This is a genomic window from Nocardia amamiensis (assembly GCF_015477605.1).
Classification (GTDB): domain Bacteria; phylum Actinomycetota; class Actinomycetes; order Mycobacteriales; family Mycobacteriaceae; genus Nocardia; species Nocardia amamiensis_A.
Window position 1 is genome coordinate 152,435 of the sequence record NZ_JADLQX010000016.1, and the last position, 25,072, is coordinate 177,506.

Here is a 25,072-nt window from a genome sequence, read left to right on the forward strand (position 1 = left end):
CCGCACAGCCTCTTGATCGTATCGCGCGGCCGATTTAATGTACTGATCGGAACATTTACCGACAGGAGTTCAGGTGCCACTCACCGACAAGGTCGCCCTCGTCACCGGGGGCAGCCGGGGTTTGGGCAAACAGATGGTGCTCGCGTTCGCCGAAGCGGGCGCGGACGTGGTGATCGCCAGCCGCAAGCTGGACGGGTGCACCGCCCTCGCCGACGAGGTGACCGAGCGGTTCGGCCGCCGCGCACTGCCGGTCGCCTGCAACGTCAGCGACTGGTCGCAGTGCGACGCTTTGGTGGAGACGGCCTACGCCGAGTTCGGACGGGTCGACGTACTGGTCAACAATGCCGGGCTCTCGCCGCTGTACCCGAGCCTGGATCAGGTCACCGAGGCATTGTTCGACAAGGTCATCGGCGTGAACCTGAAAGGACCGTTCCGGCTTTCGGCGCTGATCGGCAGCCGGATGGCGGCCGCGGGCGGCGGCTCGATCATCAACATCTCCTCGATCGAGGCGACCAGACCGGAGCCGTTCGCGGTCCCCTATTCGGCGGCCAAGGCCGGGCTCAGCGCCCTGACCGGCGGACTGGCACAGACCTTCGCGCCGTCGGTGCGGGTCAACACCATCCAGTGCGGCCCGTTCGCCACCGACATCTCCGCCGCGTGGCCGGACGAACTGCGGGCGGAACTCACCAAGCACAACGCGCTGCGCCGGGTCGGTGAGCCGGACGAGATCGTCGGCGCGGCATTGTTCTTTGCAACCGATGCGTCGGCGTTCTGCACCGGAGCGACCCTCGCCGTGGACGGAGGCTGGCGATGAAAGCACTGACCTACGAGGGCCCGGAACAGATTTCCTACTCCGATCGTCCCGACCCCGCGCTGCCCGGACGCGACGGCGCGATCGTCCAGGTCACCGCCACCGGGATCTGCGGCAGCGACCTGCACATCTACGGCGGACACGGTTTCGTGTCCACCACCGGTTACTGCGTCGGGCACGAGGCGGTCGGCGAGATCGTCGAAGTCGGGCCGCAGACCCCCGGCTTCGCGGTCGGGGACCGCGTGCTGGTGCCCGCGTCCGTGGGCTGCGACAGCTGCTCGCAGTGCCGCGCCGGGATCGTCGCCGCGTGCGCTCGGCACCCGCTGCCGGTCGACGCCTGCTACGGCCTCGGCGGCTCGCTGCCGGGCTGCCAGGCCCAGCTGCTCGCCGTCCCGCACGCCACGGGAAACCTGGCGAAGCTGCCCGACGAGGTGAGCGACGCGGCCGCTGTCGTGCTCACCGACAACGCGCCCACCGCCTGGTACGGCGCCCGCCGCGCCCGGATCGCCCCGGGCGACACGGTCGTCGTGATCGGGCTCGGCCCGGTCGGGCTCATGGCGGTCCAGTCCGCGTTCGCGATGGGCGCGGCGCGGGTGCTCGGCGTCGACCTGCTCGCCGAACGCCGCAAGCGTGCCGCCGACCTCGGCGCCGAGCCGGTCGAGTCGGACGACCCGAAGCAGGCGATCCGCGAAACGCTGGGCGGCGGCGCGGACGTGGCTATCGAGGCGGTGGGCGCCGACGCCACCATCAAACTCGCGATCAGCGCGGTCGGGCACCGCGGACGGGTCAGCGTGGTCGGCGTGAGCCAGAACCGCGCCTACCCGTTCCACATGATGGCCGCACAGGTGAAGGAGCTCGAGTTCCATATCGGCCTGTGCTCGGTCCAATACGAACTGCCCGCACTGCTGAAACTCACCGCGGGCGGGAGGATCCGGCCCGAAGCCGTGGTCACTCATCAGCTTCCGATGTCCGACGGACCCGCGGCCTACCGCATGTTCGCCGATCGGTCCGATGGAGTGGGCAAGGTCGTGCTGGACCCACGCCGATGACCGCACCGTCGCGCCGCCGCGGCCGCCCGCCCGCCGCCGAATCGACGGCGAGCGACACCAGGGACCGGATCATGCGCGCGGCGATCGACCTGTTCGCCGAGAAAGGATTCCACGGCACCGGCGTGGCCGAAATCGGCGAACGCGCCGACGTGCAGCGCGGCGCGCTGTACTACCACATCGGCTCCAAGGAGGAGCTGCTGTGGCAGATCCTGCGCGACTACATCCAGCTGATGCTGCTGGACGCCGAACAGATCGCCGCCGGCCCGGACGATCCGATCGCCAAGCTGCGCAAGCTGATCCACAGTCACGTCCGGCTGATCATTCGCCATCAGCGTGAGGTGGCCATCCAGTTGCGCGACGTCGGCGCGCTGACCGGCGACCGCGCCGCCGAACTCCAGGATTTGCGCGACCGGGTCCAGCGCTGCTGGCAGCGGGTCATCGACGCGGGCCACGCCGAGGGGCTGCTGCGCACCGACGACCACGTGGTCACCAACAGCGTGCTCGGCATGCTGAACATGGTGACGTTCTGGTACCGCCCACACGGCGACCGCTCCCCCGGCGAGATCGCCGAGATCCTCGCGACCACCCTGCTCGACGGCGCGGTGACCGACGCCGCCCGACATCCGAAAGGCTGACCATGGCTTGGGATTTCGAGACCGATCCGGAATATCAGCGAAAGCTGGACTGGGCCGCGGAGTTCGTCCGCGCCGAGGTGGAACCGCTCGATCTGCTCTACCCGAATCCCTACGACCGCACCAACCGCGAGGCCATGGCATTGATGCGGCCGCTGAAGGAAAGAGTCAAGGAGCAGGGCCTCTGGGCCTGCCATCTGGGCCCGGAACTGGGTGGCCCCGGCTATGGGCAGCTGAAGCTCGCGCTGCTCAACGAGGTGCTGGGCACCTCGGTGTGGGCGCCGTCGGTCTTCGGCTGCCAGGCGCCGGATTCCGGCAACGCGGAGATCCTCGCCCATTACGGCACGCCGGAGCAGCAGGAGACCTACCTCCAGCCGCTGCTGGCCGGGGAGATCGGTTCCTGCTACGTGATGACGGAGCCGACCGGCGGTTCGGATCCCACCCTGTTCCGGACCCGCGCGGTGCGCGACGGCGACCACTGGGTGATCAACGGCGAGAAGTGGTTCAACTCGAACGCGCAGTTCGCCGCCTTTCACATCGTCATGGTGGTGACCGACCCGGAGGTCAGCCCGTACCAAGGCATGTCGATGTTCATCGTGCCCGCCGACGCTCCCGGCCTGGAGATCGTGAAGAACTTCCACGTCGCCGGATTCAGCGAGCACGAGGGACACCTGCGATTCACCGACGTGCGCGTTCCGGCCGATCACCTGCTCGGCGAAGAAGGGCAGGGGTTCGTCGTCGCGCAGACGCGATTGGGCGGCGGCCGGGTGCATCATGCGATGCGCACGGTCGCCTTGGTGCGCAAGGCATTCGACATGATGGCCGAGCGGGCGGTGTCGCGGCCGATGCGCGGCGGCCCGCTGGCCGGGTTGCAGATGACCCAGGAACGCATCGCCGACAGCTGGATCGAGATGGAGCAGTTCCGGCTGCTGGTGCTGCGCACCGCCTGGCGCATCGACAAGGAGCAGGACTATCGGAAGGTCCGCAAGGACATCGCCGCCATCAAGGTCGCGATGCCCAAGGTGATGCACGACATCGCCCAGCGCGCGCTGCACCTGCACGGCGCGATCGGCGTCAGCCAGGACCTGCCGTTCGTGGACATGCTCAGCTACGCCGAGGTGATGGCCATCGCCGACGGCCCCACCGAGGTGCACAAGATCACGCTGGCGAAGGAGGTCCTGAAGGACTACACGCCCGGGGACCCGGTGTACCCCAGCGGATACCGGCCCGCGTTGCGTGAGAAGGCCCGTGAACTAGTGGCCCAGCGGCTCGAACACATCGTCGGGAATCTCTGACCTACCGCGACGCCGCGCGAGTCGGCACCGAAACCGCCGGGAGTGGCGCAGCGACGGCTACGTGCGCCGCGGGGACCGGCGTGGACCGGACTCCACACGGACCGACGACGAGATGTGCGGCGCACGAGGTGGGCCGGGCGGTCGATGTGGAAACAGATTCAGGACGCACGCCTGGCCATGGCTTCGCTACCCGTCACATCCACGTAGGGCGCCGCCGGACTCAGCCGCAGAACCGCGGGCATGCGGCGGGTCAACGCGGGCGGGCCGTGGAATTCCAGACGGCCCGTGCGAACGGCGTGCGGCACCGGAATGCGACCGAGCCATACCTGATACAGCGAGTCGACGTCGGAGCTCATCACCACGTCGACCGGATACCCGGGATCGGACTCGCATACCGACGGCACGCCGGCTTCGATCACGATCCAGAAGCGGCGTGGCTCGTCGGTGAAGCGGACCAAAAGCACCTGACGCCTGCCCGGGAACGACGAGGTGTCCAGGCGCCGGTGCATCCACCACACCAGCAGCGCGGCGTCGCGTTCGTCATCGCGTGGGGGGCCGAAGGTCCACCGTGCGCCCCATTCCCCTAGTCCGAACAAGACCGGCTCCAGCGCCCGTCCAGCGTGGGTGAGCAGGTACTCGCCGCCTATCTTGTCCACCAGCCCAGCCCGTTCGAACTGTCGCAGGCGTTTGGCGAGCAGGGTGCGCGACAGGCCGGGCAGGCCGCGGGCGATGTCGTTGAACCGGGTGGTGCCCAGCAGCAGGTCGCGCAGGATCAGCAGCGACCAGCGCTCGCCCACCAGGTCGAGCGCCCGCGAGATCGGACAGTATTGGCCGTAGCTCGGCGTCGGTGTCGTCATGTGGCCTCGCGAATGGGTCTCGTTTGTGGACCGGGGCGGTCCACTTTCTGCACTATCTCGTTATCGCGACGGTTCCTAACTTCGAAACATGACCACTTTCGCTTCTGACATCACCGACACCACGACCGACTGGCTTGCGCTCGCCCGCCAAGTAGGCGAGACCCTCCGCCCCGAGGTAGCCGCCCGCGACCGATCCGGCGAGTTCTCGACGACCGCCTTCGGCCTCCTGCGCGACAGCGGACTCTCCGCGGCCCTCGTCCCCCGCCAGTTCGGAGGCGGCGGGATCACGCACCGAGAAATGGGTGCGCTACTGCGTGAGCTGGGGCGCCACGATCCGTCCACCGCCGTAGCCTTCGCGATGCACACCCACCTGGTAGCAGCCCAGGTGTGGCGGCACAACCATGGCATCGACGTCGCCCCACTGTTCCGGAAGGTCGTCGCGGGCGCGATTCTGGTGAGCACCGGCGCCTCCGACTGGGTCGGCTCCAACGGCCACGCCGAGCGAGTCGACGGCGGTTACCGTGTGCACGCACGCAAAGCACCGGCCAGCGGATGTGAGGCCGGCACCGTACTGGTGACCAGCGTGCGTTGGGACGACGCACCGCACGGCCCGCAGGTGCTGCACTGCGCCATCCCGTTCGACGCCGATGGTGTACGGCTCGAAAAGACCTGGGACACTCTCGGTTTGCGCGCCACCGGTTCGCACACCGTCGTGCTCGAGCAAGTGTTCGTGCCCGATGCCGCGGTATCGCTGGCTCGACCCGCGGACGCGTGGCCGCCGCTGCTGAACATCGTGATCGGAGCGGCGATGCCGCTCGTCATGGCGGCCTACCTCGGCATCGCCGACAGCGCGGTCGAACTCACCACGGCACTCGCGGCGGGCCGGACCGACGCGCCGACCATCCAGCTGGCCGGCGAGATGGTCACCGCGTACACAACAGCCGCCGATCTCGTCGACGCCATGTTCGCCGGATCGGACGACCTGCGCTTCGACAACACCGATCAGCACGCGAGCCGGACGCTCGCCCGCAAGACCGCCGCGGCCGATGCGCTCGTGCACACCGTACGTCTTGCCATGGAAACCATTGGCGGCCTCGGCTATTCCCGCACCTGCGAGCTGGAGATGCGCTACCGCGACGTGCACGGCTGCCTGTTCCATCCGCTTCCGCGCGCCAAGCAGACCCGGTTATCCGGTCGCGTTCTGCTCGGGCACTCGCCGATCGGCTGACCCTCGTCCGATCCGTCAGCGCCGCTGCGCGCGTCAATCATCGGTGCGGGCGCCGCCCTCCAGGCACAATGAACCCGAGGCCACGCGACGACGTCCGAGGAGATGCCATGGTGTCCGTACGCAGGATCACCCGTTCGCCGATCACCTGGATCGTCACCGTGCTGGCGGTGGCCGGGCTCGGCGTCGGCCTGGCCCTGTTCCAGCCGTGGCGGCTGTTCACCGACACCACCGTCCAGGAGGCGGCGCCCTCGGTCTCCGCCGTTCCGGCACCCGGCGCCGAGGTACCGCAGCCCCGCGCCATTGCCAACGGCACGTTCGTCTCGCATGAGCACGCGACGGCGGGCACGGTCGTGGTCCTGCGACTGCCCGACGGCAGCAGGGTGCTGCGGTTGGAGAACCTCGACACCTCCGACGGGCCTGACCTGCACGTCTGGCTCACCGACGCCCCGGTACGCGAGGGTCGTGACGGGTGGTTCGTCTTCGATGACGGCGTGCACACCGACCTGGGCAAGCTCAAGGGCAACCAGGGCAACCAGAACTACGCCATCCCCGCCGAGGCGGACCTCACCCAGCTGACCAGCGTCGCCATCTGGTGCGACCGGTTCAACGTCTCCTTCGGCGCGGCCGAGCTGCGTACGGCCTGATCGGCACCACCCTCGGCAGGGCGCGCTCGCAATCATCGGCGAACGGCCCTCGGCCTCATCATCAGCATCCGGCACTGCCGATCGCGCCGCACTTCGAGCACCAGTGATCGGCGGTGCTGCCGCGCCGGAAAAATGACCCGACAACGGCGGGTGCGCTGTGCCACCATGTGTTTCGACGACGACCACCGGATCGAGGGTGGTCGCTGAGCAGTGAGAGGAGGGGCGGCAGTGATTCCGGAGACGACCAAGCGAGTAGATGTCGAGATGATGCGGTTGTCGATCGCGGGCGACGCGTTCGGCGAACCCACCGGTGCGCGGCACGGCGGACCGGACGACAGCCGCCTCCAGGCCATCGGCTGACCGCCGCATTCCTCTCCTCTTTCGCTCGATTCCCACGAAACATGGTGATTCCCATGACGTTCCGCCGTGCCGCCGATCCGGTGGCCGTGACCGCCGACAACTGGATACACACCGGAGTCCTCGTCCTGAATGCCTCCTACGAGGCGCTCGACGAGATCAAGGCCGACCGGGCCGTGGTGCTGCTCGTCGCGGGTGCCGCGGAGTCGGTCGCCGACCGCGAGCCGCACTTCCCGATCCGGTCGCGGCATGTGGAACTCGCTCTGCCGCAGACGATTCGGCTGCTGCGCTACGTCTACCTGACGCACACCACGCTGGTCGGCGACGAGAGCAAGGCCACCTTGGCGGGCGTGCTGCGCCGGGACAACCACCGGTGCGGCTACTGCGCGGGCTGGGCCCGCACCGTCGACCACATCCGGCCGCGGTCCCGGGGCGGCCCGAACACCTGGAGCAACCTGGTGGCCTGCTGCGCTCCGTGCAATACCGCCAAGGCCGACCGCACCCTGGAGGAGGCAGGCATGCGCCTGCTCTGGGAACCGAAGGCGCCGACCCACCGGGTCAGGCAGCAGCGGCGGATCTGGAAGCAGCTCGCCGCCACCTGACCACGACCCGAGAAAGGAGAAAGATCGCGATGACGCACACCGCGACCACCGCCGTCACGGAACTGACCCTGGCCGACCTGCTCCCGCTCTCGGACTCCCGAGGGTGGCACCGGGCGGCCTGCCGTGGCGACCCCAACCACGAGGCCTGGTTCCCGTACCCGTCGCAGGACTTCGACTACGCGCGCGAAGTCTGCGGGGGCTGCCCGATCCGGGACGCGTGCGGCGAGTTCGCGGCCCGAACCGGACAATCCGGGGTCTGGGGCGGGCACGAGTTCGACCGCGGACGAGTGATCCGCCGATGAGGTTCCGCCGTCGTGCCCGTCGGGCGCGGCGGCGCGCCTCCCGGGGGATCTCGGGCAGGTTCGCCGCCACGTTCGTCGGAGTCGCCACCCCCAGCGCGCGAATCTCGGCATCGCCCCCGAGTGCGGAAGTGGCCGCCGACGGACTGAGGCCATGTTGACCGAGCCCGCCGGCGGGCAGCGACCTGGACCGGAGGCGACGATCGAGGACCCACAACGCCTGCCGCACCACATGCGGTGCGGAACGAACCTCGCCGAGCCCGCTCGTCGCGGGTGACCATACACTGACCGCGTGGGCTCTCATCGCAGCGGAACCAGATCCCGAGGCGTCAGCAAAGGTCCGGTTATCGCAGTGGTTGCCGTTGCGTTGCTGGCCGCGATCATCGTCGGCTGGTTCCAGCTGCGCGATCGCGCGGCTGATCAGGACAGTGCGGCGGCGGCCGAGTGCGTGGAGGGTGCGGCGACCTTGCACGTGACCGCCGATCCGAGCATCGCGGCGCAGGTGCGGGCCGTCGCGGACAGCTACAACGCGACCCGGCCGAACGTGCGTGACCACTGCGCGCAGGTTGCGGTGACGGCGCAGCCGTCCTCGGCCGTCGTCGCCGCGTTCACCAGCGGCAAACCGTGGAATCAGGCGCTCGGTCCGCAGCCCGCGCTGTGGATCGCCGATTCGACCCGCTCGATCGAGTCCATGCGGGTGCCCGGATTGATCGAGGGCAACCCCGTGCCGGTGACCGCCAGCCCGATCGTCCTCGCGGTGCCGGAGGAATTGCGCGGCGCGCTCGAACAGGCCGAGATCTCCTGGGCCGATCTGCCACGCCTGCAACAGGGGTCGCTGGACGAGCTCGATCTGTCCGGCTGGGGCGGCCTGCGCATGGCGGTGCCGTCCGGCGACGCCACTCTCGCCGCGGCTATTGCGGTCGGCTCCGCGGTGTCGGGCGCCGAACCGCTCAGCGAGGATGCCGCTCGATCCGGTCAAGTGGTCGCCGCGATCTCCGGGCTCGCCGTCGACGCCCCGCAAGCCGCCGACACTGCAGCCGCACTGGCCGCGGTCGCCGCGCGGAACGCGCCGGTGCACGCGGTAGTGACCACCGAGCAGCAACTGAAAGCGCACCCCGGGCTCGCCGCCTTCCGGCCCGCCGGGGCGGCGCCGACGGCCGACTACCCGGCCGCGCTGATGTCCGGGCCCTGGGTGGACAAGACGCAGAATCTCATCGCCGGACGGTTCACCGACTACCTGCGCCAGCCGGAGCAGGCACAGATCTTCGTCGCGGCCGGTTTCGCCGGCACGCCGCAGATGCCGAATGCCGCACCGTCGCGCGCCGCGCTCGACAGAGTGCGCGCCACACTCGCGAACCCGGTTCTGGGCGTGCGGGCCACGGTCCTGGTCGACGTGTCGGCGTCGATGGGCACCACCGAGGGGGCCAAGACGCGACTGGCGAACGTCGTCGCCGCCCTCAACTCCACGATGACGGTCATGCCGCCCGACTTCGGTCTCGGTGTCTGGGCATTCGGCAAGAACCTCGACGGCACCGACCCGTACGAGGTGGCCGCGGCCACCGCCGCACTCACCGACGACCAGCGCACGAAGATCACTACCGCGCTGAGCACGCTGCGTCCCGGCGAAACCCGCGCCGACGAGGCCTATCCGTCCCTGATCGCCGCGTACAAGAGCGCCGTCTCCGGTTACGTGCCGGGCCGCACCAATTCGGTGCTGCTGATCACCGACGGGCCCGACGACGACTCCACGGTCACCGGCCCCCAGTTGGCCTCCAGCATCACCGCCGCCATCGACCCGGCCCACCCGGTCCGCATCGACGTGATCGTGCTCGGGGGCAACGGCACCCAGACCCTCCAGGCGCTCGCGCAGCAGACCGGCGGCAGCTACACCCGGCTGGCCACCTCCAACGACCTCGGCTTCGGCTCTGCCGTCGTCAAGTCGCTCACCACGCCGTAGGAACCACGCACACGACGGCACCACGCCACCGATCGGCTGGCTACACGCTCTCAACCGCCTCAGCACATTGACGAAGCACCGTCTCACGCTGCCACTTCCGGTACTCGCGTTCGTCGGCTGCGGCTATCGCAGCCTTGTTGGTGCGGTTGTTGATACGGATTCCGAATAGCGTCACCGAGGCGATGACAAGCGAGCTGATCAGCGGAAGCCACGAAGTCACAGGCAGAGCATCGCTACCGGCGACCGACATGGATCGCCGTCAGAAGCCCTCCAGAAAAGTCGACCCCTTTCCGTCCGTGCGATCGAGTAGTTGTTGTGTCATCACTGCGAGTTCGTCGGCGCCATCTTGCTGGCGGCTTGCATCCTTTCGGTAAGTACCTCACGTGCGTGGTCGGGCTGGTCGAAGGCCAGGAGTAGTTCGCCGAGGACTTTGCCGACGACGGCGACGCCATCGGCTCGCTGGAGGTCTCGGAATATCCGAAACGCCTCGCTGAGGTTCGCTAGAGCGGAGTCGTGGTCCGGTCTTGCCAGGTCGATCTGGGCAAGTCCCCATCGGGTCGCGGCTATGCCATCGGTTTCGCCCAGCCTCGTGTGCTGGTCGAGCCGCTTGTTCTGGATCCTCTCCGCTTCCTCGTACTCACCGCGCCCTTCGGCCAGATCCGCCAACCTTCCCCATGTGATCGCGGCCTCCCGCACGTCGCCGAGACGCTCGTAGACCGGCAGGGTGACCTCGCGGCGAATCCGTTCGGCCTCCTCGTACTCACCGCGTCGCTCGGCGATATCGGCGAGTACCCCGGTGACTGCTGTCGCTTCTCCTTCTGCTCCGGCGGTGATGAACAACTGCTGTGCTTGCCCGAGAAGTAGCTCGGCCGGGTCGAGGCCACCGGTGAGGAGATGACGTTCCGCGCGAACAGCCATGACCCGTGCTGGGTCGAGGACGTCGCCGCCCCCAGGGGCCACGGAATCAGGGTCGAGGAGCGGGCCCGCCCAATCCGGGCCTGCTTCGCTGGACATGAGGGCGGCGGCCCGATTCAATCGCGCCGCCGCCCAGCCTCTCGCCCAGTGCCGGGCGAGAGGCGATATCCAAGCCAGGGCGCCGAGATTCCGAGAACCGTGGCACCGACTCCGCCCTCTGTTGGGTAGACCCGAAAGTGGGTCGGCTGACCGTTACGCTCACCCGTGGTCGGGCAGCCATTCGGCCCATCTCGTCGGCGCATCCCTGTGCAGGGATGTGATACCGATACCCACATTAGTGTGCTGACTGTCTGTGGGGATGGGACCGAACGCCACAGGGTTTCATGCTGACGACGCCCGGCTGACGCGTACTTCGGACTCACCACGGTCACGCTCACCGGCATTTCAGTGCGTTGGTGAATGTCGAGATAGTCTCGGCCCGTTAATCTTTGGGGTTGTTTCGCGTAACCTGTCGGACCCGCGCGTCACGCGGTAATACAGGACGTTGCTGGTTTACGGGAGAGGGTTCGGCGAGTCGCGCCGAATGCCGACGCACAGTTCACCGGTCGCGGGGCGGCCCGCCGACTAGAGTTTGTCGTGTGTCAGGCTGTCGCTCGATCCTCGGTGCTGGAATCGCATGAGGGCCGTCGTGTACGACCGCTACGGCGGCCCCGAGGTGCTGTCGATCGCGGAGGTCCCAGCGCCTTCCCCAGGGCCGAAACAGGTGCTCGTCCAGGTGCACGCGACGTCGATCAACCTCTCCGACTGGGAGACACTGCGGGGGACGCCGCTGTATTCACGCATCGGCGGGCTCCGGGCACCCAGACGCCCGGTTCTCGGATCCGATATCGCCGGACGGGTCGAAGTCGTCGGCTCCGAGGTCACACTGTTCGCACCGGGTGACGAGGTCTACGGCGACAATCTCATGCTCAAGGGTGGGTTCGCGGAATATGCCGTGGTTCCTGAATCGGCGCTGGCTCACAAACCGGCGTCGCTGAGCTTCGCCGAGGCGTCGACGCTGCCACAGGCGGGGGCAATAGCACTGCAGGGCACGGCCGGCATCGCAGCCGGTATGTCGGTGTTGATCAACGGAGCGGGCGGCGGGTCCGGAGCGTTTGCGATCCAGTTGGCCAAGAGTGCCGGGGCGCATGTGACCGGGGTGGACAACGCCGCCAAACTGGCGTTCATGCGCACGCTCGGCGCCGACGAGGTCATCGACTATCGCGCTGAGGACTTCACCCGAACCGGACCGTACGACCGGGTACTCGACCTCGTCGCCCACCGGTCGGTCTTCGCCTATCGCAGGTCGGTCGCGCGTGGCGGCCGGTACCGCTGCGTCGGCGGCACCACACGCGCGTTGCTGCGGTTGACGACAGTCGGAGTGGTCGCCGGAATGGTGACCGGCCGCGGGCTCGGGGTCCTCGCGGTGAAGGAAGGGCCCGCGCACTTCACACCCCTCGCGGAGTCGTGTGTCGCGGGACGGATCGGTATCCACATCGACCGCAGTTTCCCCCTCGACGAGACCGCGCACGCGCTGGCCCACGTCGGTGCGGGACACGCCCTGGGCAAAGTGGTGGTCGAGATCCGCTGATCGGCACCACCGGATGTTCTGAGCCGCAACCGGTCTGGCCCGCCGGCTACAACGACGTGGCCGCTTCGCTCAGCGCTGTAGGCGGCATTTCCGGACGTTCAGTTTGCCGTCGCCATGATCGGTCGGCGTAACGAATCTGGAACATGTTCTCCCAGTGGATCACCTGGTGTCGGTGGTCCCACGACTGGCAACATGGTGGTCCCAGAACGGGGGTGGCAAACGACAGCGGCCGGTCGTCGGTGAGGTGTGCAGGGTTCCATTCGTCGGTGGACACGGTTGAGGGGGTGGCACCGCTTGGAGGTGCCCCCTCAATTCCGTTCGATACGCGATCTAGCCGGAGCGGCGGCGTGCGGCCTCGTCTGGGAATCCACCCCCATGCAAGTCACCTACGACCGCCCCGCCCGACACCGATCCATGTACATACACCCGACACCGACGAGCCCTTCTCACTCAGCCTCGAGATCAGCGAATACCCCGACTGCCCCGACATCCTCGTCGCCTACAACCTCTACGGCACACCCGCCATCGACTGCTGAGAACACCGCCGGGAACACGACCAAACCCGGGCAGTCGCGGTGAGACCTGCAGGTTACGTATCCGAAGAGTCTCACCGCCAGTACGGCCCGCAGCGGGCGGGCAGCCTTATGTACTCCCGAGATCAGCTGTCGGGTGCCGAGCCTGCCGGACTCAGTCCGCGTACGCCTCCAGGGGCGGGCATGAGCACACCAAGTTCCGGTCGCCATACGCACCGTCGATCCGGCGCACCGGAGGCCACACCTTCGCCCTGGCATGTCCGAGGCCGCGCGGATACACCGCGACCTCCCGGCTGTAGGGGTGCTCCCACTCCCCTACCAGCGACGCCGCGGTGTGCGGCGCGCCGCGCAGCGGGTTGTCGGTCACCGGCCAAACACCTGCGGCGACCTGGTCGATCTCGCCGCGAATGGCGATCATCGCCTCGATGAAGTCGTCCAGCTCGGCGAGGTTTTCGCTCTCGGTGGGCTCCACCATCAGCGTGCCCGCCACCGGGAAGCTCATGGTCGGCGCGTGGAATCCGTAATCCGCGAGACGCTTGGCCACATCGTCGACGGTGACGCCGGTCTGCTTGGTGATCTCGCGCAGGTCCAGGATGCACTCGTGCGCCACCATGCCGTGCTCGCCGGTGTACAGCACCGGGAAGTACTCGTCGAGTCGCCGGGCGATGTAGTTCGCCGACGCGATCGCCGACAGCGTGGCCCTGCGCAGCCCATCGGCGCCCATCATGCGGATGTAGGCCCAGGTGATCGGCAGGATCGACGCCGAGCCGTACTTCGCCGCTGACACGGCGTGCGACCCCGCTTCCAGCGGATCGCCGGGCAAGTAGCGCGCCAAGTGCGCACGGACCGCGACCGGGCCGACACCGGGACCGCCGCCGCCGTGCGGGATGCAGAACGTCTTGTGCAGGTTCAGGTGACTCACATCGCCGCCGAACCGGCCGGGCCTGGCCAGACCCACCAGAGCATTGAGGTTGGCGCCGTCGACGTACACCTGGCCGCCCGCGTCGTGCACCAGCGCGCACAATTCGGCGACCTCGTGCTCGTACACGCCGTGCGTGGACGGGTAGGTGATCATGATGCACGCCAGCCGGTCGGCGTGGTCGGCGATCTTGGCGCGCAGGTCGTCCAGGTCGACGTCCCCGTTGTCGCGGCACTTCACCACTTCCACGCGCAGCCCGGCCATGGCCGCCGACGCCGCGTTGGTGCCGTGCGCGCTGGACGGGATGAGACAGGTGTCGCGATGGGTGTCGCCGCGGTCGAGATGGTAGCGGCGAATGGCCAGCAGCCCGGCGTACTCGCCTTGGCTGCCCGCGTTGGGCTGCAGGCTCACCGAGTCGTAGCCGGTGATGTCCGAGAGCCAGCGTTCCAGGTCCGCGATCACCCGCAGCAGACCGGGTGCGTCCTCCACCGGGGCGTATGGGTGCACGCGGGCGAAGCCCGGCCAGGTGATGGCTTCCATCTCCGCGGTGGCGTTGAGCTTCATGGTGCAGGAGCCGAGCGGAATCATGCTGCGGTCCAGCGCGATGTCCTTGTCGGCCAGCGAGCGCAGATAGCGCAGCATGGCCGTCTCGGTGTGGTATTTCGTGAACGCGGGATGGGTCAGGTACTCCGAGGTGCGGTTCTCGATCGCGGCGACCGGCGCGGGCGCTCCCGGCTCGGAAGACATCGCGGTGCCGAAGGATTCCAGCACAGCCGCGACATGCGCGCCGGTCGTCGCCTCGTCGCACGCGATGCCGACGTGGTCGGCGTCGACCAGGCGCAAGTTGATCCCGCGCGACTTCGCTTTCGCCACAACGGCTTCCGCACCGCCGGGCACGTACGCGAGCACCGTGTCGAAGAAGCTGTCGTGCACGACCGCTCCGTCCAGCCCGCGCGCGATCGCAGCGGCGTGCCCGTGCACCCGGCGCGCGATGGCGCGCAGGCCGTCGGCGCCGTGGTACGCGGCGTACATCGCGGCGACGATGGCCAGCAGCACCTGCGCGGTACAGATGTTGGAGGTCGCCTTCTCCCGGCGAATGTGCTGCTCACGCGTCTGCAGCGCGAGCCGGTAGGCGATGTCGCCGTCGGCGTCCACCGAGACGCCGACCAGGCGGCCGGGCAGCTGGCGGGCCTGCGCCTGGCGCACGGCGAGGTATCCGGCGTGCGGGCCGCCGAAACCGAGCGGGACACCGAAGCGCTGGGTGGTGCCGAAGCACACGTCGGCGCCCTGCTCACCCGGTGGCGTGATGAGCGCCATCGCCAGCAGGTCGGCGCCGATCGCGACGAGCGCGCCACGCTCGTGGGCCGCGCTGACGACGCCCGTCCAGTCCACGATGCGACCGGAGGCCCCTGGCGTCTGCGCCAGCACGCCGAAGAACTCGCCGTCGGGCAGCACGCCGGTGGACAGGTCGGCTTCGACGATCTCCAAGCCGAGCGGCTCGGCCCTGGTGTAAAGCACTGTCCTGGTCTGCGGGAAGAGATCGGTGTCGATGAGCAGCCGCGCGGACTTCGCTTTGCTCGCGCGACGCAGCAGCGTCATCGCCTCGGCGGCGGCGGTCGCCTCGTCCAGCATGGAGGCGTTGGCGACGTCCATGCCGGTCAGCTCCGACACCATGGTCTGGAAATTGAGCAGCGCCTCGAGTCTGCCCTGGCTGATCTCGGGCTGGTAGGGGGTGTAAGCGGTGTACCAGGCCGGATTCTCCAGCAGATTGCGCACCAGCACCGGCGGGGTGAGCGTGTCGTAGTACCCGAGGCCGATCATCGAGGTGGCCACGGTGTTGCTCGTCGCGAGTTCCGCGAGTTCGGCGAGCACTTCGTGCTCCGTGGCCGCCGAGGGCAGTCCGGTCAGTCCGGCACCGTCCAGGATGCTGGCGGGCAGTGCCCTCGCCGCCAACTCGTCGAGCGACGGCACGCCGACGACATCCAGGATCCGGGCCAGTTCCTCCCGGTCGGGTCCGATATGGCGGTCGGCGAATGAGCGAGTCACAACAGCTCCCAAGGTCGGGTCGGGTCGACCGCGCGGTCGACGGGTACCGGCCCTCCCCCTCTGTCGTGGCGCCTGAGAGATTCGGGTGGCGCGACCGATGGCCGACACCCTTTCCCCATGGGCGGGCGGCTCGAAGCCACCGCTTTCCAGAGGCGCCGAAGCCCGTACGGTCCCTGTTGCCTGAGAGATTGACGGGGAGGTGCTGCTCCTTCGGCGCCCGGACTCGTTTCGAGACCGGGACTCTCCCGCACGGCGGCGACGCACCGTCAGTCTATGCCGACGCCGCGCCGGATCGCGCCGGCGCACCCACACGGGCCATGTCGTTCTCGTCACTCGGGAGCCGGCGCACATCTGCTGCCACCGTTGCCGTCCAGGCGCCCACTGGGCTCAAACTCCCGCTTTCGAGCGCAGCGAGATCGAGCATCCCTGTTCGCGGCCCGGCTCGCGCCTGAGTGGCCGACGCGTCCGCGGCGAAGTCGCAAGCGGCGGTCGCTCAGGCGATTGAACACCGTCAGATCGCCAGGCCGTCTCGCAACCTCGTCGCCGCGAGCAGGATCGACTCCGCCTGGATCCGCACCAGGCGCTCCAGCGGCACCGCGACGCCCGGCGCGTTCTGCTCGACGTCGATGCACCACTGGTCGAACACCGCGGCGAACCGGTCGCGTTCGACGGCCAGCGCGGGCGCGGCGCTGCGGCGGTGTTCGTCGTCGAGCAGCCGCAGCAGCATGCCGCCCAACCGCAGGCGCAGCATCGCGGTCCAGTCGTACTGCTCGACGAAGATCTCGCCCCTGGTCGCGATCCGATCCCGTTCCAGCACAGCCTGTTTGCTCACCGCCAAGCTGGGCAGTCCGGCGACCAACGCGCGCACCGACCGCTCGAACGGGCTGCGGCCGCTCAATTGGCCGTCCACTCGCGCGAGCGCTTCGGCGGCGACCCGGGCCATGGCCCGGTAGTCCGCCGCGGTGGCGTCGAGCAGGTCACCGAGCACACGGTCGCCCGCCGATCCGTCGCCGATTCGCTCGTCGACCCAGAGCGGCAGCTCGCAGACCAGAATCGCCGTGCCGTAGCGCGCCGTGTAGTCCCGGCAGCCGCCCCCGCCCAGCGCCGCGACCGCGTCGAGGCCCTTCGCCGCGAGCAGGTCGGCCATCGCGCCGAACAACGGCAGCTCGAAGACGCCCGGCGCCAGCGTCCGTGCGCCCGGCGCATCCGGTTCGCCGCGGTAGATCGGGACATCCGCCGCCGAGAGCCGATCGGTGAGCGCCGACCAGTACTCGGCATCGCCGCCGCAGGTGTAGAAGAACCCGCCCCCGAACTCTGCGTTGTGCAGCGACGCGATCAACGCGGGCCGGGTGCGGTCGATCAACGCCATCATGGCCTTCGTCTCCGGCAGCGGCACGCCGACGGAGCGGCCGCGCCACACGGTCGGAAAGCACCATTCCGGCTGTTCGGCCGCGGGCGGGCGGTAGAAGCCGCGCGCAACGCCGGTCCTGGTGTGCGGCCCGGCGAACCACCCTTCGTTCAGCCGGGTTCCGTCCGGGTCGACACAGAGCACGAAATGCCAGGTGGCGCCCACGGTCGCGGTGTCGTCGGCGGCCATCCTGCCGAGCAGATGGCGGATCGTGGCCATGCCGATGGGCTCGTTCGGGTGCGGATTGCCCAGCACGAGGATGTGCCGAGCCCCTGACCCGACCTGTACCTCGCGAATCGGGTCACCGCCGCGTGACCGCCCGAGTTCGGTGATCGACACCCGCTGCGGATGATCGGCGGCGAGCAGGTCGGCGAATCCGTTCAGCTCATCGACGGTCGGGAACGCCGCGAGGTGCCCGATCGGCCCGACGATCCCGGTGATGTCATCGGCTCCCTGCACGGCGCCCCCCTCCTCGCTGCCGCCGCGGCCTTGGGCGCGGGGTCTAACCCGTCTTGCGGTTCATCCGCGCCTTGCGGCGGAAGGACAACTCGTCTTCGGGTCGTTCGGTGACCGTCGACGCGCGTTCCGCGGGGAAATTCGCGATGGCGCCGGTCAGTTCACGCATCGCGCCGCTGACGGCGATGCCGAAGACGCCCTGCCCACCCTGCAGTAAATCGACGACTTCCTCGGCCGAGGTGCACTCGTAGACCGACGTGCCGTCGGAGAAGAGGGTGATCCCCGCCAGGTCCTGCACACCGCGGCTGCGCAGATGATCGACCGCGATGCGGATGTTCTGCAACGAGATGCCCGCGTCGAGCAGCCGCTTGACGATCTTGAGGACCAGGATGTCCTTGAACGAGTACAGCCGCTGGCTCCCCGAACCCGCCGCGCCTCGGATGGAGGGCACCACCAGACCGGTGCGCGCCCAGTAGTCGAGCTGCCGGTAGGTGATCCCGGCCACCTGGCACGCGCTGGGGACGCGATAGCCGACCAGGTCGTCAGGTACCGAGTCGTCCGGGAACAGGCCTGGCTGTACCACATCCTGCGATTGCTCTGCCACTGACCACTCCCTTGCTTCGCCGACGCATTCCCAGCCTCATCGATGACCCGGCTCCGTAGCCGACCGAACCGGTGCGGATTCGGCCGAAACGGACGTGGCCCAACTGTCGAGATTACTCCCCTGATTGTCCAGGGAGCGGCGTCGTCGAACCAAACGCGACGCGCGGTAAAACTCTCGACCTCTACTTCAGCTGTCGGTGGCCTTGAAGTCGTCCGGAGACACCGATTCGAGGAACTCCTTGAACTTCTCGACCTCGTCCTCGCGCTCGTCCGGCATAACCAGTCCGGCTTCCTCGAGGACGGACTCTTCAGCGTGGATCGGGCAACCCACCCGCAAGGCGATCGCAACCGAGTCCGACGGCCGCGCCGAGATCCGCAGATCGTTCTCGAAGACCAAGTCCGCGTAGAAGGTGCCCTCCTGCAGATCCACGATCCTGACCTCCTTGAGGGTGTGCCCCAGCTCGGTGATCAGGACCTTGATCAGATCGTGGGTCAGCGGGCGGATCGGGGTCACCCCCTCCTGCTCGAGCACGATCGCGGTCGCTTCCGCCTGTCCGATCCAGATCGGCAGGTATCGGTCGCCCGCCACCTCACGGAGCAACAGCACGGGCTGGTTCTGTGGCTGCTCGACACGGATGCCGATCACGCGCATTTCGCTCATCGCACTGCCTCCCATACTCGCCGCCGGCCCGGCATGACCGCTGCAGAGCTCGCCGTACCACGAGTCTAGGCGAACCGGCACCGGTCCAGCGATCCGTCTACACAGCCGAAATCAGCGTGTTGGGTCGGCGAAACCCCGAGACCTGAGCCACCGAGGGGTCAACCACCCAGCGAACTCCGGACCGAGGACTTGACCAGACAAGTGTGCAATGTGAGCGACAGCGCGGCGAGTTCGCGCACCGTCTCCTCCGCGCGAGCGCGCGCGTCCGCGTCGCGGCTCTTCGCGATCGGGGCGGCGATCTGCGCCACGAGCGCGGCCTCCCGGTCGGCCGCGAGCTTGAACGCCCGCAAATGGCGCGCCTCCAAACCGAATTCGGCCATCGCGCGGGCCGTCTTGGCCAGCGTCACCGCGTCGGCGTCGAAGTACCCCGCCGGGCCGGGCGTGATCAGGTTGGCCCGGATCAGGTCGCCGAGGAAATTGTCATCGATCCCGGCCTGGTCGAGCAGATCAGCCCGGGTGACCCGGATTTCGTGGTCGAAACGCAGATCGTCCGGCGAGATCCCGTTCGGCACCACGCCCAGCCGCCGGGGCGCCGGGGCCGGGCGCGCTCCGCGGTCGGAATCCCGCGACGGCTGCTCGCCGTCCGGCGAGACGTGCCCGGACTCCGCCTCCCCGGTCCGCACGGAGTGCGCTCGGGCGCGGGCTTCCCGCACACCGAGCGTCGCCGCACCGCTGTCGATTGCCTCGAGCTGTTCCTTGATCACCTTCAACGGCAGATACTGGTCGCGTTGCGCGGTCAGCACGAACCGGAGCCGTTCGACATCCGCGACGGAGAATCTGCGGTAGCCCGAAGGCGTCCGCTCCGGCCGGATCAGCCCCTCCGCTTCCAGGAAGCGGATCTTGGAGATGGTGACGTCGGGAAAGTCGGGGCGCAGCAGGTCGAGCACGGAGCCGATCGACATCCCTCCGCGTGCCCACTGCGCCGCACCGGTCACCGCGCCAGGTCTTTCATGACCCCGAGCCCTTCCTGAGGTGTGAGACCCAGCGTCGGCGCTGTCATAGACTCCCCGCACCCGCCGACGAGTCGGTCACCTGGGCGCGCGGTCCGGTGAGGAATACCAGCCGGAACTTGCCGATCTGCACCTCGTCGCCGTTCTGCAGCTCGGAGGAGTCCACCGGCTCCCGGTTCACATATGTCCCGTTCAGGCTGCCCACATCGACGACCTGGAACGACTCGTCGTCCTGACGGAACTCGGCGTGCCGACGGCTGACGGTGACGTCATCGAGAAAGATGTCACTGTCGGGGTGACGACCCGCCGACGTGGTCGGCTGATCCAACAAGAACCGCGAGCCCGCGTTCGGACCCCGTTTGACGACCAGGAGGGCAGCACCGACCGGCAGACCCTCGACCCCTTGGACCGGCTGCTCGCCGGTCACCTCTCCGGCGCGCGACGCGTCGACCTCGTTCAGGAAATCCGCGCGGAAGACCGACGTCGTCTCGGCCGCGGTCTCCCCGTAACCCGGGTCTTTGTTCTCGCTCACCGTTTCTCTCCTCCTCGAACCTGATTATCCATGCAAGCAGGTGATACCACTGGCACCACGACCTGCCGTCGAGTCCCTAGATCCCCGGCACAGCCGCCGGGTGCATCTGTTGGCATTGACCGTACCCTGCCGGGCCGCACCCGTGCAGGTAGAACTGGGAAGGCTGCTTCAGCCCCCGATAACTCCTTGATAACCTGCGGCATCCAGCAGTTCACCGAGCGTCACGTCGAGGCCGGCGGCATCGCTCACCTCCAGCTCGAACAGCCATCCCTCACCGTAGGGATCGGTGTTCAATGTCTCCGGCGCCGAGTTCAGCTTGTCGTTCACCGCAACGACTTTCGCGCTCAACGGCGCGTAGATGTCGGACACGCTCTTGGTCGACTCCACCTCCGCGATGCTTTCCGCGGCGGACACGTCCGCGTCCGCTTCGGGCAGCTGCACGAACACAACGTCACCGAGTTGAGACTGGGCGTAGTCGGTGATGCCCACCCGGACCCGGGTCGGGGCGATCCGGCGTACCCACTCGTGCTCCTCGGTGTAGCGCAGATCCTCGGGGGTCTGGGTCACAGGCCGTCCTTTCGTTCGAACGTTGCACGCAAACTCTATCGGCTAGGCCGCCCGATGCCCTACAGCCGGTATCGCTCTTGCGACGGCGATCGCTTTGCCGGTATAGAGCACGCCGGTCCATAGGTAGACCGCTGTGCCCCAGATCAGCAAGGCCCCGCCGAAGGCCCGCCCGAAACCGGCGGCCGCCCAGTCCATCTGCCCGGCCAGCAGCCAGGGCAGCGCGGACATCAGCGCGAAGGTGGCCGCCTTGCCCAGATAGATCACCTCGGGCGGGGGCAGATCGCGGCGCTTGTACACCGACAGCGTCGCGGTGAGCACGAGGTCGCGCCCGACCAGCAGCGCCGCCACCCACCACGGGATCAGGCCGCGGATCACGAAGGCCGCCAGGGTGGTCACCAGATACAGCCGGTCGACGAACGGATCCAGCAGCGCGCCCAGCCGGGAGGACTGCTCCAGCAGCCGCGCGAGCTTGCCGTCCAGGAAGTCGGTGACGCCGCTGGCGACCAGGAGGGCGAACGCCCAGCCATCGGCCCGCTCGATCAGCAGCAACCACAGGAACAGCGGAACGCCGAGCAGGCGCAGCACGCTGAGCACGTTCGGCACGGTCAGGATGCGGTCGGCGAACACGCCTCGACCTGCCCGGTCGGCGGCACGTTCCTCCGGTTCCGCGGTGCCCGAGTCGGTTGTCACGCCCCCGTGCATACCCCACCGACCCCCACTCTCGCCATCTCCACGCGCCGATTTCTCGGATATCCGCGCAGCCGGCCGCGTGCGACGATGGTTTCCGCCACAAACGCGGTCATGACAGAATGAGTAGAAAAGTTTCTCATCGTATGGTCCGGTGAGCGAGAGGAAGCAAATGTCCGCATTCGACTACGACGTGGTGGTGATCGGTTCCGGCTTCGGCGGCAGCGTGAGCGCCCTGCGGCTCACCGAGAAGGGCTACCGGGTCGGCGTTCTCGAAGCAGGTCGCCGGTGGCACCCGGAGGACATCCCGCGCACGAATTGGAATGTGCGCGAATCGATCTGGGCGCCACGCCTGGGGCTCACCGGCCCGCAGCGGATCAGCGTGCTCGGCAAGTGCGCCGTATTCTCCGGCGCGGGTGTCGGCGGCGGTTCGCTGATCTACGGCAACACGCTCTACGAACCGCTGCCGAACTTCTACACCGACCGGCAGTGGGCCCACATCACCGATTGGCGCGCGGAGCTGGCGCCGTACTACGACCAGGCCAAGCGCATGCTCGGCGTCGCGCCCAATCCCCGGACCACCCCGGCCGACGAGGTGATCAAGGAGATCGCCGAGGATCTCGGCGTCGCCGACACCTTCCATCCGACCGATGTCGGCGTGTTCTTCAACGAGAGCGATCCGGGCACGGAGGTCGACGATCCCTACTTCGGTGGCGCCGGGCCGCGCCGCACCGGTTGCGTGCACTGCGCGCGCTGCTTCACCGGCTGCCCGCACAACGCCAAGAACACGACCACCACCAACTACCTCTACCTGGCCGAACAGGCGGGCGCGCAGGTGCATCCGCTGACCACCGCCACCGCCGTCCGCCCGCTGCCCGGCGGCGGCTATGCGGTCGGCACCGAGCGGTCCGGCCGCTGGATCCGCAAGCAGCCCACGACCTTCACCGCCGAGCAGGTGGTGTTCGCCGGCGCCGCCCTCGGCACCCAGAAGCTACTGCACAAGATGCGCGACGACGGGATACTGCCGCACCTGTCGCCCCGGCTCGGCGAGCTGACCCGCAGCAACTCCGAGGCGATCCTCAACGTGGTCAGCCGCACCCGCCGCGATTTCGCCGAGGGCATCGCGATCACCTCCTCGATCCACCCGGAGGCCGCCACCCATGTCGAGGTGTGCCACTACGGCAAAGGGCAGAACGCGCTGTTCCCGATGTCGGTGCCGATCGTGGACGGCGGCGCCTTCCGCTTCCTGCGCTTCCTGCTGGCCATCCTGCTGCACCCGCTGGTCTTCCTGCGCAGCCTCAACGCACGGCACGCGTCGGAGAAGTCGGTGATCCTGCTGGTCATGCAGTCGTTGGACAACTCGCTGACCTCGTTCCGCCGCCGCGGGCTGCTGCGCACGAAGCAGGGCACCGGTGAGCCGAATCCGACCTGGATCCCGCTGGCGCACGAGATCGGCCGCCGGTTCGGCGCGAAGGTCGACGGGGATATCCACGGCCTGGTCATGGACGTGTTCAACATTCCGGCCACCGCCCACTACATCGGCGGATGCGTCATCGGCGACGATCCGGGAAGCGGCGTGGTGGACCCCTACCAGCGGGTCTACGGGCATCCCGGCCTGCACGTGGCGGACGGTTCCGCGGTCACCGCCAACCTCGGCGTGAACCCGTCGCTGACCATCACCGCGCAGGCGGAGCGGGCGATGGCGTTCTGGCCCAACCGCGGCGAACCCGACACCCGGCCGGAACTGGGCGCGGCCTACCGGCGCATCGCGGCGGTGCCGCCCGCGCGTCCCGCGGTGCCCGCGGCGGCTCCCGGCGCGCTGCGGCTGCCGATCGAGCCGGTAGCACCGCCGGTCACGGCGACCTGAGGCCGACACCACACCGGCGCACGGCCCGCAACCGGCTAGCGTGATCCGTTGTGTCAGACAGTGGTATCGACCTGCGCTCCTTTGTGCCGGCGGAGGAGGTCCGCGCCAAGGGGCGCGCGCTGCGTCAGCGGGTTCCGGTCACCGCACGGGATCGGGAGGCGACCGGCGCGCGTCGTCCGGACGTGCTCGCCTTCCTCGAGGCGAGCAACGCGGGGCGGCTGCCGCACCTGATACCGCTGCGCATCGGGCGGATGGCGGCCTCACCGTTCACCTTCTACCGTGGCGCGGCCGGTTTGATGGCAGCTGATCTGGCCGGCGGCCCGGACAGTGGCCTGCGCGCGCAGTTGTGCGGCGACGCGCATGCGGCCAACTTCGGCCTGTACGGCACGGCGCGAGGCGAAATCATCATGGACATCAACGATTTCGACGAAACCGTGGTTGGTCCGTGGGAATGGGATCTGGAGCGCCTCGCGGCCAGCCTGGTGCTGGCGGGACGCGAGTCCGGCGCCGATACCGACGACTGCCGCACCGCGGCGCGTGACGCCGCCCGTTCCTACCGCCTCGCCGTCGACGCGCTCGCCGCGATGCCGTTCATGGAGTCCTGGAGCGCGCTTCCGGACGAATCGGTGATCACCAGGGCCAAGGCCGACGACCTGCTCGACGACTTCAAGAAAGCGGCGAAGAAGGCGCGCAAGAACACCAGCGCCAAGGTGGTGGCCAAGTGGACCGAGCACCTCGATGACCACCAGACCGGTATCCGCAAGCACCGATTCGTCAGCGACCCGCCGATTCTCACCGAGGTGGACGCGCACGTCGCCGAGGCGGTGACCGGCGGACTGGAGCGCTACGCGGGAAGCCTGCACGAATCCCGGCGCAATCTGCTGGCCAGATTCGCGGTGTCCGACGTCGCGTTCCGGATCGTCGGCACCGGCAGCGTCGGCTTGCACACCTATCTCGCGCTGCTGCACGGCAACGACGGCGAGGCGTTGGTGCTACAGGTGAAGCAGGCCAATCCCTCGGCGCTGGCCCCGTTCCTGCCCACCCGCCCGGTGCCGCACGAGGGTGAGCGAATCGTGCAGGGCGCCAGGCTGGTTCAGTCCGAATCGGACATCCTGCTGGGGTGGACCGCATTCGACCCGACCGGCGACGGCGTCGAATTGCCTTTCATAGTGCGGCAATTCCGCAATTTGAAGGGCAGCATCGATCCTGCCGAACTGCCCGCGAGCGACCTCGACGACTACGGAAGGCTCGCGGGCGCGCTGCTGGCGAGGGCTCATTCGCGCTCGCTGGATCCACGCCTGCTGTCGGGATATCTGGACGGCGACGAGCGTTTCGACGACGCGGTGGCCGCGTTCGCGGTGCGGTACGCCGATCGGACCGAGGCGGATCACGCCACCCTGGTCGACGCCGTCCGAGCGGGTCGCATCACGGCCGAAGAGCCGGAGTAACGGCAAGCGCCGCGGCCGCGGAATCCGGCTCAACACGCCGAGTGTTGGCCTGGGCGCGG

At 68.5% G+C, this 25,072-nt stretch carries 24 protein-coding genes and 1 riboswitch; of the genes, 13 read left to right on the plus strand and 11 right to left on the minus strand.

Annotation, left to right across the window (positions count from 1 at the left end):
* Positions 1-73: 73 nt before the first annotated feature.
* Genes IU459_RS21935 through IU459_RS21950 form a run of 4 tightly spaced genes read left to right on the plus strand, consistent with a single transcriptional unit; the run spans position 74 to position 3,787 of the window.
* Positions 74-814, plus strand: a complete 741-nt coding sequence (locus IU459_RS21935; RefSeq protein ID WP_195131427.1) for an SDR family NAD(P)-dependent oxidoreductase — start codon at positions 74-76, stop codon at positions 812-814.
* Entirely contained in the window at positions 811-1,860 is a 1,050-nt protein-coding gene (locus IU459_RS21940) for a zinc-binding dehydrogenase (protein ID WP_195131428.1), read from the plus strand. The genes IU459_RS21935 and IU459_RS21940 overlap by 4 nt, the downstream gene beginning before the upstream one ends.
* A complete protein-coding gene (locus tag IU459_RS21945) occupies positions 1,857-2,495 on the plus strand; it encodes a TetR/AcrR family transcriptional regulator (RefSeq protein ID WP_195131429.1) in 639 nt (212 codons plus the stop codon). The genes IU459_RS21940 and IU459_RS21945 overlap by 4 nt, the downstream gene beginning before the upstream one ends.
* Positions 2,496-2,497: 2 nt before the next feature.
* Positions 2,498-3,787, plus strand: coding sequence for an acyl-CoA dehydrogenase family protein (locus IU459_RS21950; protein WP_195131430.1), 1,290 nt, complete (start codon positions 2,498-2,500; stop codon positions 3,785-3,787).
* Between the two features lie 158 nt (positions 3,788-3,945).
* Here the strand turns inward: IU459_RS21950 and IU459_RS21955 are convergent, their stop codons facing one another.
* Entirely contained in the window at positions 3,946-4,644 is a 699-nt protein-coding gene (locus IU459_RS21955) for a winged helix-turn-helix transcriptional regulator (protein WP_195131431.1), read from the minus strand.
* An 88-nt stretch (positions 4,645-4,732) separates the two neighbouring features.
* Here IU459_RS21955 and IU459_RS21960 point away from each other — a divergent pair, with 88 nt between their 5' ends.
* From IU459_RS21960 to IU459_RS21980, 6 genes are all read left to right on the plus strand, one after another.
* Positions 4,733-5,872 (plus strand): acyl-CoA dehydrogenase family protein, encoded by a 1,140-nt coding sequence (locus tag IU459_RS21960; protein ID WP_195131432.1) that lies wholly within the window; start codon positions 4,733-4,735, stop codon positions 5,870-5,872.
* 107 nt (positions 5,873-5,979) lie between these two features.
* Positions 5,980-6,516, plus strand: coding sequence for a DM13 domain-containing protein (locus tag IU459_RS21965; protein ID WP_195131433.1), 537 nt, complete (start codon positions 5,980-5,982; stop codon positions 6,514-6,516).
* 228 nt (positions 6,517-6,744) lie between these two features.
* Entirely contained in the window at positions 6,745-6,876 is a 132-nt protein-coding gene (locus IU459_RS39350; protein WP_267469856.1) for a hypothetical protein, read from the plus strand.
* 53 nt (positions 6,877-6,929) lie between these two features.
* Positions 6,930-7,475 carry an HNH endonuclease gene (locus IU459_RS21970; protein ID WP_195131434.1) on the plus strand — a complete coding sequence of 182 codons (546 nt, stop codon included), beginning with the start codon at positions 6,930-6,932 and terminating at the stop codon, positions 7,473-7,475.
* Between the two features lie 29 nt (positions 7,476-7,504).
* The gene (locus IU459_RS21975; protein ID WP_195131435.1) at positions 7,505-7,777 is read left to right on the plus strand and encodes a WhiB family transcriptional regulator; all 273 of its coding nucleotides are present in this window, start codon (positions 7,505-7,507) and stop codon (positions 7,775-7,777) included.
* Positions 7,778-8,126: 349 nt separating this feature from the next.
* On the plus strand, positions 8,127-9,731 hold the full coding sequence (locus tag IU459_RS21980; protein WP_324198979.1) for a VWA domain-containing protein: 1,605 nt from the start codon (positions 8,127-8,129) through the stop codon (positions 9,729-9,731).
* A gap of 40 nt (positions 9,732-9,771) precedes the next feature.
* Here IU459_RS21980 and IU459_RS21985 read toward each other — a convergent pair whose 3' ends face one another.
* Together IU459_RS21985 and IU459_RS21990 are read right to left on the minus strand one after the other, a co-directional pair.
* Positions 9,772-9,951 (minus strand): hypothetical protein, encoded by a 180-nt coding sequence (locus tag IU459_RS21985; protein ID WP_195131437.1) that lies wholly within the window; start codon positions 9,949-9,951, stop codon positions 9,772-9,774.
* Between the two features lie 101 nt (positions 9,952-10,052).
* On the minus strand, positions 10,053-10,691 hold the full coding sequence (locus IU459_RS21990) for a tetratricopeptide repeat protein (protein WP_195131438.1): 639 nt from the start codon (positions 10,689-10,691) through the stop codon (positions 10,053-10,055).
* 631 nt (positions 10,692-11,322) lie between these two features.
* Here IU459_RS21990 and IU459_RS21995 point away from each other — a divergent pair.
* Positions 11,323-12,276, plus strand: coding sequence for an NAD(P)-dependent alcohol dehydrogenase (locus IU459_RS21995; RefSeq protein ID WP_195131439.1), 954 nt, complete (start codon positions 11,323-11,325; stop codon positions 12,274-12,276).
* 687 nt (positions 12,277-12,963) lie between these two features.
* On the opposite strand, the gene gcvP is transcribed toward IU459_RS21995, so the two are convergent.
* The 8 genes from gcvP to IU459_RS22035 form a co-directional block, all read right to left on the minus strand.
* The gene (gcvP, locus tag IU459_RS22000; RefSeq protein WP_195131440.1) at positions 12,964-15,774 is read right to left on the minus strand and encodes an aminomethyl-transferring glycine dehydrogenase; all 2,811 of its coding nucleotides are present in this window, start codon (positions 15,772-15,774) and stop codon (positions 12,964-12,966) included.
* Positions 15,775-15,931: 157 nt separating this feature from the next.
* A riboswitch (glycine riboswitch) is annotated at positions 15,932-16,032 on the minus strand.
* Positions 16,033-16,285: 253 nt separating this feature from the next.
* Positions 16,286-17,641, minus strand: a complete 1,356-nt coding sequence (locus IU459_RS22005) for a M14 family zinc carboxypeptidase (RefSeq protein ID WP_195131441.1) — start codon at positions 17,639-17,641, stop codon at positions 16,286-16,288.
* A 43-nt stretch (positions 17,642-17,684) separates the two neighbouring features.
* Complete coding sequence (locus IU459_RS22010; protein WP_040777946.1) at positions 17,685-18,242, minus strand: MerR family transcriptional regulator; 558 nt, start codon at positions 18,240-18,242, stop codon at positions 17,685-17,687.
* A 186-nt stretch (positions 18,243-18,428) separates the two neighbouring features.
* Positions 18,429-18,902: a bifunctional nuclease family protein gene (locus IU459_RS22015; RefSeq protein WP_159848783.1), complete on the minus strand. Its 474-nt coding sequence runs from the start codon at positions 18,900-18,902 to the stop codon at positions 18,429-18,431.
* Between the two features lie 158 nt (positions 18,903-19,060).
* Positions 19,061-19,864, minus strand: coding sequence for a transcriptional regulator FtsR (ftsR, locus tag IU459_RS22020; protein ID WP_195131442.1), 804 nt, complete (start codon positions 19,862-19,864; stop codon positions 19,061-19,063).
* A gap of 94 nt (positions 19,865-19,958) precedes the next feature.
* Complete coding sequence (odhI, locus tag IU459_RS22025; RefSeq protein WP_067479234.1) at positions 19,959-20,444, minus strand: oxoglutarate dehydrogenase inhibitor Odhl; 486 nt, start codon at positions 20,442-20,444, stop codon at positions 19,959-19,961.
* A 168-nt stretch (positions 20,445-20,612) separates the two neighbouring features.
* Positions 20,613-21,011 carry a glycine cleavage system protein GcvH gene (gene gcvH, locus IU459_RS22030; RefSeq protein ID WP_195131443.1) on the minus strand — a complete coding sequence of 133 codons (399 nt, stop codon included), beginning with the start codon at positions 21,009-21,011 and terminating at the stop codon, positions 20,613-20,615.
* A 42-nt stretch (positions 21,012-21,053) separates the two neighbouring features.
* A complete protein-coding gene (locus IU459_RS22035; RefSeq protein WP_324198980.1) occupies positions 21,054-21,701 on the minus strand; it encodes a CDP-alcohol phosphatidyltransferase family protein in 648 nt (215 codons plus the stop codon).
* Positions 21,702-21,870: 169 nt separating this feature from the next.
* Between IU459_RS22035 and IU459_RS22040 the strand changes: the two genes are divergently transcribed.
* The gene (locus IU459_RS22040; RefSeq protein ID WP_195131444.1) at positions 21,871-23,565 is read left to right on the plus strand and encodes a GMC oxidoreductase; all 1,695 of its coding nucleotides are present in this window, start codon (positions 21,871-21,873) and stop codon (positions 23,563-23,565) included.
* 50 nt (positions 23,566-23,615) lie between these two features.
* The gene (locus IU459_RS22045; RefSeq protein ID WP_195131445.1) at positions 23,616-25,013 is read left to right on the plus strand and encodes a DUF2252 domain-containing protein; all 1,398 of its coding nucleotides are present in this window, start codon (positions 23,616-23,618) and stop codon (positions 25,011-25,013) included.
* The last annotated feature ends 59 nt before the right edge of the window (positions 25,014-25,072 follow it).